Origin of the sequence: Kitasatospora sp. NPDC048722 (genome assembly GCF_040650235.1) — a bacterium.
Classification (GTDB): domain Bacteria; phylum Actinomycetota; class Actinomycetes; order Streptomycetales; family Streptomycetaceae; genus Kitasatospora.
Genome location: NZ_JBEZGX010000088.1, coordinates 22,658 through 29,479, shown reverse-complemented (window position 1 = coordinate 29,479; position 6,822 = coordinate 22,658). Strand labels below are relative to the sequence as shown.

The 6,822-nt window shown below is 74.8% G+C and carries 7 protein-coding genes; 5 read left to right on the top strand and 2 right to left on the bottom strand.

The annotated features are described in order from the left end of the window. Window positions 1-203 precede the first annotated feature (203 nt). The 3 genes from AB0C76_RS38300 to AB0C76_RS38290 all read left to right on the top strand — a co-directional run bounded on the left by AB0C76_RS38300 (window position 204) and on the right by AB0C76_RS38290 (window position 1,639). The gene (locus tag AB0C76_RS38300; protein WP_359974618.1) at window positions 204-635 is read left to right on the top strand and encodes a helix-turn-helix transcriptional regulator; all 432 of its coding nucleotides are present in this window, start codon (window positions 204-206) and stop codon (window positions 633-635) included. A gap of 22 nt (window positions 636-657) precedes the next feature. Next, window positions 658-1,164 carry a hypothetical protein gene (locus AB0C76_RS38295; protein ID WP_359974616.1) on the top strand — a complete coding sequence of 169 codons (507 nt, stop codon included), beginning with the start codon at window positions 658-660 and terminating at the stop codon, window positions 1,162-1,164. 118 nt (window positions 1,165-1,282) lie between these two features. Beyond that, window positions 1,283-1,639, top strand: a complete 357-nt coding sequence (locus AB0C76_RS38290) for a DUF2516 family protein (RefSeq protein WP_359974614.1) — start codon at window positions 1,283-1,285, stop codon at window positions 1,637-1,639. Between the two features lie 235 nt (window positions 1,640-1,874). Here the strand turns inward: AB0C76_RS38290 and AB0C76_RS38285 are convergent, their stop codons facing one another. Further along, the gene (locus AB0C76_RS38285; RefSeq protein WP_359974612.1) at window positions 1,875-3,377 is read right to left on the bottom strand and encodes a SpoIIE family protein phosphatase; all 1,503 of its coding nucleotides are present in this window, start codon (window positions 3,375-3,377) and stop codon (window positions 1,875-1,877) included. 235 nt (window positions 3,378-3,612) lie between these two features. Here AB0C76_RS38285 and AB0C76_RS38280 point away from each other — a divergent pair, with 235 nt between their 5' ends. Next, the gene (locus AB0C76_RS38280) at window positions 3,613-4,173 is read left to right on the top strand and encodes an O-acetyl-ADP-ribose deacetylase (RefSeq protein WP_359974610.1); all 561 of its coding nucleotides are present in this window, start codon (window positions 3,613-3,615) and stop codon (window positions 4,171-4,173) included. A gap of 175 nt (window positions 4,174-4,348) precedes the next feature. Here the strand turns inward: AB0C76_RS38280 and AB0C76_RS38275 are convergent, their stop codons facing one another. Further along, window positions 4,349-5,179 (bottom strand): class I SAM-dependent methyltransferase, encoded by an 831-nt coding sequence (locus AB0C76_RS38275; protein WP_359974608.1) that lies wholly within the window; start codon window positions 5,177-5,179, stop codon window positions 4,349-4,351. Window positions 5,180-5,491: 312 nt separating this feature from the next. Between AB0C76_RS38275 and mshA the strand changes: the two genes are divergently transcribed. After that, window positions 5,492-6,793 (top strand): D-inositol-3-phosphate glycosyltransferase, encoded by a 1,302-nt coding sequence (mshA, locus tag AB0C76_RS38270; RefSeq protein WP_359974626.1) that lies wholly within the window; start codon window positions 5,492-5,494, stop codon window positions 6,791-6,793. Window positions 6,794-6,822 lie beyond the last annotated feature (29 nt).

Here is a 6,822-nt window from a genome sequence, read left to right as displayed (position 1 = left end):
CCCCACCCACAGAGTCGGCAGTCGGAAAATCATCCAGCCCCCGGAGCGGCCACCCCCGGAGCCGCCCCCGGCGTCACCCACCCACCCGAAAGCCCGCCCCCACACCCCAAGCCCCGCACCTCAAGCCCCGCGCAGCGCCCCCCACGTTTGCTCCAGCTAGCACCCTGCTTGCATTTGCAAGCGCCATGTTGCACCCTGTGGACATGGCCTCACTGAACGTCGGCTCGCTGGGCGAGTACATCCGCGAGCAACGCCGCAACGCGCAGTATTCGCTGCGCCAGCTGGCGGAGGCCGCCGGCGTGTCCAACCCGTACCTCAGCCAGATCGAGCGAGGGTTGCGCAAGCCGAGCGCGGAGATCCTCCAGCAGATCGCGAAGGCGCTGCGGATCTCGGCGGAGACGCTGTACGTCCAGGCCGGGATCCTGGAGGAGCGGCGGGACGAGGGCCTGGAGCTGAGGGCCTCGATCCTCGCCGATCCGCTGATCAACGACCAGCAGAAGCAAGCGCTGCTCGCGGTCTACGACGCCTTCCTGAAGGAGAACGCCGCCCGCCGGGGCCCGGCAGCCGAGGCCGACACCGACACCGGCACTCCGACGACACCCGCACAGACGACGACCGACGGCCCAGCCGCCTAGACACCCACCGGGAGGACCGGTCATGCCGATCACCGACGAGCTCAAGAAGACCCTCACCGACCCGACCCCGCTGTACGCCCTCGCCGGCGCCAGTGACCTCGCCTACGAGAAGCTGCGCGAGGTGCCGGGCAAGGTCGAGGCGCTGGCCGCGGACCGCAAGGGCGCGCAGGAGATGGCCGGTGCCCGGCTGCAGGAGGCGCAGGCGAAGTTCGCCGAGGCGCAGGCCAAGGTCGCCGAGACGGTCACCACGCTGCCCACGGACTTCAAGGCGCTGCAGGAGCGGGCCCAGGACTTCGCCATCCAGCAGGTCGGCCGCGCGGTCGAGCTGGCGGTCAAGGCGAAGGAGACGTACGACGAGCTCGCCGAGCGCGGCAAGGTCGTGGTCGAGCGCACCCGCCCCGGCTCCCCGGCCGAGCCGACCGAGCCCGCAGTGATCGACGTCGAGGTCATCGAGGACGACGCCACGGCGGCCGAGCCCGCACCGAAGAAGACCCCCCGCGCCCGCAAGGACGCTCCCAGCGGGGAGTGAACCACCACCGAACGGGGCACATCCGCTGACCGCGGAACGTTGACGGCTAGGCGGACGGTCGCCGTGCCAGGATGGGTGACGGCCCGCACACCGGAGCCGAGAGACAGAGGAGACCGCCATGGGCGGAGTGAACCAGGTTCTGAGCCTGGCCTATCTGAACCCGATCTGGTGGATGTCCGTCGCCATCCTGGGCTTCAAGCTGTTCGCCCTGATCGACGGCGCGTCCCGCCGGGAGGACGCCTACCGGGCCGCGGACAAGAAGACCAAGGGCTTCTGGCTGGCGATCCTGGGGATCGCGTTCGGCTGGGACCTGCTGTTCGGCGTGAACTTCTTCACCGGCATCGGGACGCTCGCCGGGCTGGTGGCGTCGATCGTCTACATGGTGGACGTGCGCCCGGCGATCCGGGAGCTGACCAACCGCGGCGGCCGTGGCGGTGGCGGCCGGAGCAACATGGGGCCGTACGGGCCCTGGTAACAAAGCGCAGGAAAAACGGTGCTGCCCGGGAAAGGCCACGAAACGCCTTCCCCGGGCAGCACCGTTTCCGCATCACCGCCCCGAGCATCACCGCCCGGCACGTCACCGCCCCGAGCATCACCGCCCGGCACGTCACCGCCCCGAGCATCACCGCCCGGCACGTCACCGCCCCGAGCATCACCGCCCGGCACGTCACGACCCCGAGCTCACCGCCCCGAGCATCACGACCCCGAGCTCACCCCAGGATGAGCTGCACCGGGTTCCGCTCCAGCAGCAGCACCGCGACGTCGTCCGTCAGCGCGCCGCCGTTCAGCTCCTCGACCTCGGCGATCGCGCTGTCGACCAGCCGGCCGCGGGTGAGCCCGGCGGACTGGTGGTCGCCGACCAGGTCGGCGAGACCGTCCTGGCCGAGGCGGCGGGACCCGGCCCCGACCCGGCCCTCGATGAGTCCGTCGGTGTACAGCAACAGCCGCCAGCCGGGCCGGAGTTCGATCTCGTGCGCGGGCCAGGCGGCCTCGCCGTCGTCGCACGGCAGCAGTCCGAGCGCGGGCCCGGCGAGGTCGGAGGGCAGGGTCAGCGGCTGGTGGTCGGCACCGAGCAGGAGGGGCGCCGGGTGCCCGGCGAGGTAGAGGCGGGCCCGTTCGCAGGCGCCGAGCGTGTCGAGGTCGCCGCACTCGCCGCCGGGCTCGATGACGAGCATGCAGAGCGTCGCGAAGATCTCGTCGCTGCGCCGCTCGTGTTCGAGGACGTGCTGGAGGGTGGTGAGCAGGGCCTCGCCGGTGAGGCCCGCGAAGACGAGGGTGCGCCACGCTATGCGGAGCGCGACGCCGAGCGCGGCTTCGTCGGGGCCGTGGCCGCAGACGTCGCCGATCACGACGTGGATGGTGCCGTCGTCGGTGCGGACGGCGTCGTAGAAGTCGCCGCCGAGCAGGGCGCGGCGGCGGCCGGGGCGGTAGCGGCGGGTGAAGGAGAGGCCGGCGCCGTCGAGCAGCGGGGTGGGCAGGAGGTGGCGCTGGAGGCGGGCGTTCTCCTGGCCGCGCAGTTCGGCCTCGACCAGGCGTCGCTGGGACTCGTCGGCGCGCTTGCGTTCGACGGCGTAGCGCAGGGCGCGGGCGAGCAGGGGGCCGTCCGTCTCGTGCTTGATCAGGAAGTCCTGGGCACCGGCGGCGACGGCGGCGGCGCCGAGTTCGGCGCCGGCCGCGTCGGTGAGCACGACGACGGCGGTGTGCGGGGCCCGGCGGAGCAGTTCGTGGAGGCCTTCCAGTCCGTCGGACGCTCCCCCGGCCTCGGCGGCCGGGAGGCGCCCCCGTTCCGGGTGGGGCAGGTCGGCGGGCGCGGCGAGGTCGAGCAGGACGCAGCTGAACTCGGTGCCGCGCGGGCGGCCGCGCCGGGCGCCGGTGGGCGGCGGGGCGAGCAGGCCGGCGGCCTGCTCCAGGCCGCGGGCCCAGTGCACCTCGATGGCGGTGCCGCTGTCGGCGACCGCGGCCTTGATCAGCTGCGCGTCGGAGGCGTCGTCCTCGATGACCAGCAGTTTGAGCGGGGCGCCACCGGCCGCGGCGTCGCCTTCACCGGCCGCCGACGGGTTTGCGGCCCGCGACCGGGGGTGAGGTATCGGGGGAGCGTCCGTGAGCGGGCCGACCGGGACGGGGTGGATGCGGGCACGGCGGGGGAGGGCGCCGTCGAGGGCGTCCGTCAGGTCCGCGGCACCTCGTGCCAGCCCGTCTCCCGTTGCGGGCATCGGTGGTTCCTCCCTTTCCCCGAGTGCGTAACGGCCGGTGTCCGTCCGCAGTGCCCGCGTGGCACCCTGCGTCGGGGAACTTCTCGCGACCATAACGTGATCTCCGGGGATTTCTCTGGCCCGCCGGGGCCGTTGTGGCTATTGCCACGCCGGTGGCGGTGTGGTGATCGGACTCGGACGGCGACTCGGGCCCGGCCCCGACGGGTGCCGGGGCGGGCGGAGAGGGGGGCGCAACATGGTGACGCGGATCACCGTGGTCGAGGGTGACATCACGGAGCAGCAGGTGGACGCGGTGGTGAACGCCGCGAACTCCTCTCTGCTGGGCGGCGGTGGGGTGGACGGCGCGATCCACCGCAAGGGCGGGCCGCAGGTCCTGGAGGAGTGCCGGCGGCTGCGGGCCTCGCACTGGGGCAAGGGGCTGCCCACCGGGCGGGCGGTGGCGACGACGGCCGGACGGCTGCCGGCGCGGTGGGTGGTGCACACCGTCGGGCCGGTGTACCGGGCGGAGGATTACGAGGAGCGGGCGGGGCTGCTGGCCTCCTGCTATCGCGAGTCGCTGCGGACGGCGGCGGAGCTGGGCGCGCGCACGGTGGCCTTCCCGGCGGTGTCGGCCGGGATCTACGGGTGGCCGCCGGCCGACGCGGCCCGGATCGCGCTCTCCACCGTCGCCGAGGCGGTGGGCGGCGGCGACGAGCGGGCCGGGGCGGGGCTGGACGAGGTGCGGTTCGTGCTGTTCGGGGCGGAGATGTACGGCGTGTTCGAACGGGCGTGGGCGGGGCTGCGGTCGGACGGCTGAGCTGGACGTGCTGCGGACGGGCGGCGGTGTGGGCGCCGTCCGGTGACCTCCATCGTGGCGTGACGGGGCGTCAACGCGCCAGAGGAATTCGATAACTCGTTCGAGTGAAACGTGTGCGCCGTGCCCCCGTCGCAGCACTGTGCCCCCGCCGCGACACCCCGCCGCAACGCCCCCGCTACGGGGCGAGCGCCGTCCAGGGCACCGTGGCCTCGCCCTGCCGCCACCGCCCGCGTGCGTCCACCAGCGGCCAGTCGCCCGCCAGCGCGGTGCACGCGGCCACCCAGCGCTGGCGCGCCCCGAACGCCCCGTACGGCGCCGCGCCCGCCCAGGCCCGGTCGAAGTCGGCGAGGAACCGGTGCACCGGCCGGCCCGGCACGTTGTGGTGGATGAGCGCCTTCGGCAGCCGCTCGGCCAGGTCGGAAGGCCGTTCCAGGCCGCCGAGCCGGGCCGCGAAGGTCACCGTCCGCGGTCCCTCCGGGCCGAGCGCGACCCAGACGTGCCGCCGCCCGATCTCGTCGCAGGTGCCCTCGACGAGCAGCCCGTCCGGTGCCAGCCGCGCGCAGAGCCGCTCCCACACCGCGGCCACCGCCGACTCGTCGTACTGCCGCAGGACGTTGGCGGCCCGGATCAGCTGGGCCGGCGCGCCGCCGTCGAGCGGCACCTCGAAGCCGCCGCGCCGGAAGGTGAGCAGCGGCGGGTCGGCGTACGGCAGGGCCGCGGCGACCCGCTCCGGCTCGATCTCGATCCCGACCACCCGGACGTCCGGGCGCACCGCGCGCAGCCGGCCGGCCAGTTCGACGGCGGTCCAGGGCGCGGCGCCGTAGCCGAGGTCGACGGCGACCGGCGGACGGTCGGCGGAGCGCAGCGCGCGGCCGAGGGCGTGGGCGATCCAGCGGTCCATCCGTCGGAGCCGGTTGGTGTTGGTGGTGCCCCGGGTGACCGTCCCGACCGGCCGCCCGGTGCGTCCGCGGGCGGACGGGGGCGAGGGGTCGAAGGAGGCGGCCATGTCCAGAAGGGTACCGAGGGGCCCGGCCCGACCCCTCCCACCTGCACCGTTGTCGGTCCGGGGAGCCCGGTCCGCGTCGGGTCGGTGATCCGGTCGGCGATCCGGGAATGCCGGGCATCATCCGAGTGGTTGGCACACTGGTGGTGATGTGTGGGCCCGGACGGGGCAGCGCACACCGGACAGCAGGCGGGCCGGATGCGGGTCGCCGGAGACGGGCCGCACAGAGGAGGCTTCAGCCAGGTGATCCAGCACCCCGTCCGTTCGGTACGCCGCGCCCAGCCGGCCGCGCCCGCGCGCGGCCGTCTCCAGTCGCTGGTCACGGGCCGCCGCCGCCCCCGCCGGATAGCCATGCTCAGCGTGCACACCTCACCGCTGCACCAGCCCGGCACCGGCGACGCGGGCGGGATGAACGTCTACATCGTGGAGCTGGCCAAACGCCTCGCCGCGCTCGACGTCGAGGTCGAGGTGTTCACCCGGGCGACCTGCTCGGACGACGCCCCCACCGTCGAGCTGGCCCCCGGCGTCCTGGTGCGGCACGTCACCGCCGGGCCGTACGAGGGCCTGATCAAGGAGGACCTGCCGGCCCAGCTGTGCGCCTTCACCCACGGCGTGCTGCGGACGGAGGCGGGCCACCGCCCCGGCCACTACGACCTCGTGCACTCGCACTACTGGCTCTCCGGGCAGGTCGGCTGGCTGGCCGCCCAGCGCTGGGGCGTGCCGCTGGTGCACACCATGCACACCATGGCGAAGGTGAAGAACGCCGCCCTGGCCGAGGGCGACACGCCCGAGCCCGCGGCCCGGGTGATCGGCGAGACCCAGGTGGTCGAGGCCGCCGACCGGCTGATCGCGAACACCACCGAGGAGGCCGCCGAGCTGGCCCGGCACTACGCGGCGCGTCCGGACCAGCTCGCCGTCGTCCACCCCGGCGTCAACCTCGACGTCTTCCGGCCCGGCGGGCCGCAGGCGCGGGCGGCCGCGCGGGCCCGGCTGGGCCTGCCGCAGGACGCCGCCGTGCTGCTCTTCGCCGGCCGGATCCAGCCGCTGAAGGCGCCGGACGTGTTGCTGCGCGCCGTCGCCGAGCTGGTCGGGCGCCACCCGGCCCTGCGCGAGCGGTTGGTCGTCCCGGTGGTCGGCGGGCCGTCCGGCAGCGGGCTCGCCCGGCCGGAGAGCCTGCACAAGCTCGCCGCGCAGCTGGGCATCTGCGACGTGGTCCGGTTCCACCCGCCGGTCGGCCAGGCCCAGCTCGCGGACTGGTACCGGGCGGCGACGGCCCTGGTGATGCCCTCCTACAGCGAGTCCTTCGGGCTGGTCGCGCTGGAGGCCCAGGCCTGCGGCACGCCGGTGGTGGCCGCCGCGGTCGGCGGCCTGCCGGTCGCGGTGCGCGACGGTGAGACGGGCACGCTGGTCCACGGCCACGACCCGCAGGACTGGTCGCGCGCGCTCGAGCCGTACGTCACCGACCCCGGCCTGGTCGGGCGGCGGGGCGCGGCGGCGGCCCGGCACGCGTCCGGCTTCGGCTGGGACACGGCCGCGTCGACCACCGCGGAGGTGTACGCCGGCACGCTGGCCCGCCCGGCCGGCCGCCTCGCCACGGCCCGCCGCCGACTGACCTGACGCGGCCCGCCCCTGCCCGGGGCGAGGCC

Bases quoted from the DNA above. Each gene is read 5' to 3' on its own strand.
- AB0C76_RS38290 (WP_359974614.1), top strand. From the start codon at position 1,283: ATGGGCGGAGTGAACCAGGTTCTGAGCCTGGCCTATCTGAACCCGATC.
- AB0C76_RS38300 (WP_359974618.1), top strand. From the start codon at position 204: ATGGCCTCACTGAACGTCGGCTCGCTGGGCGAGTACATCCGCGAGCAA.
- AB0C76_RS38280 (WP_359974610.1), top strand. From the start codon at position 3,613: ATGGTGACGCGGATCACCGTGGTCGAGGGTGACATCACGGAGCAGCAG.
- AB0C76_RS38275 (WP_359974608.1), bottom strand. From the start codon at position 5,179: ATGGCCGCCTCCTTCGACCCCTCGCCCCCGTCCGCCCGCGGACGCACC.
- AB0C76_RS38285 (WP_359974612.1), bottom strand. From the start codon at position 3,377: ATGCCCGCAACGGGAGACGGGCTGGCACGAGGTGCCGCGGACCTGACG.
- AB0C76_RS38295 (WP_359974616.1), top strand. From the start codon at position 658: ATGCCGATCACCGACGAGCTCAAGAAGACCCTCACCGACCCGACCCCG.